The 252-nt window shown below is 38.5% G+C and carries 1 protein-coding gene; it reads left to right on the forward strand.

Features of this window, described 5'->3' with window-relative positions; genetic code table 11:
- Positions 1-252: DUF2069 domain-containing protein (locus tag SB751_RS33355; protein WP_410749413.1), on the forward strand; the 252-nt coding region annotated here is incomplete at both ends.

Below are 252 nucleotides of genomic sequence, written 5' to 3' on the forward strand. Positions count from 1 at the left end.
GCTAAAAAGCCAGTGACCGTAAAATTTCAGCGCCTAGCCCTATTTGGTTATTTTGGCCTGCTTATTTTAATGCCACTATGGATGTTTGTGTTAGCACCGAGAGAGGGTCACAGTGACGCCTTTCTATTTTTAGTCTATGTGCTACCGCTATTATTACCTTTAAAAGGCATACTACAAGATAAAACCTACACCTATGCATGGGCTAACTTCATTGTTATGTTTTATTTTATCCATGGTTTTACATTGCTATGG

The sequence above is a fragment of the Cupriavidus sp. SIMBA_020 genome (genome assembly GCF_046535395.1).
GTDB lineage: Bacteria > Pseudomonadota > Gammaproteobacteria > Burkholderiales > Burkholderiaceae > Cupriavidus > Cupriavidus campinensis.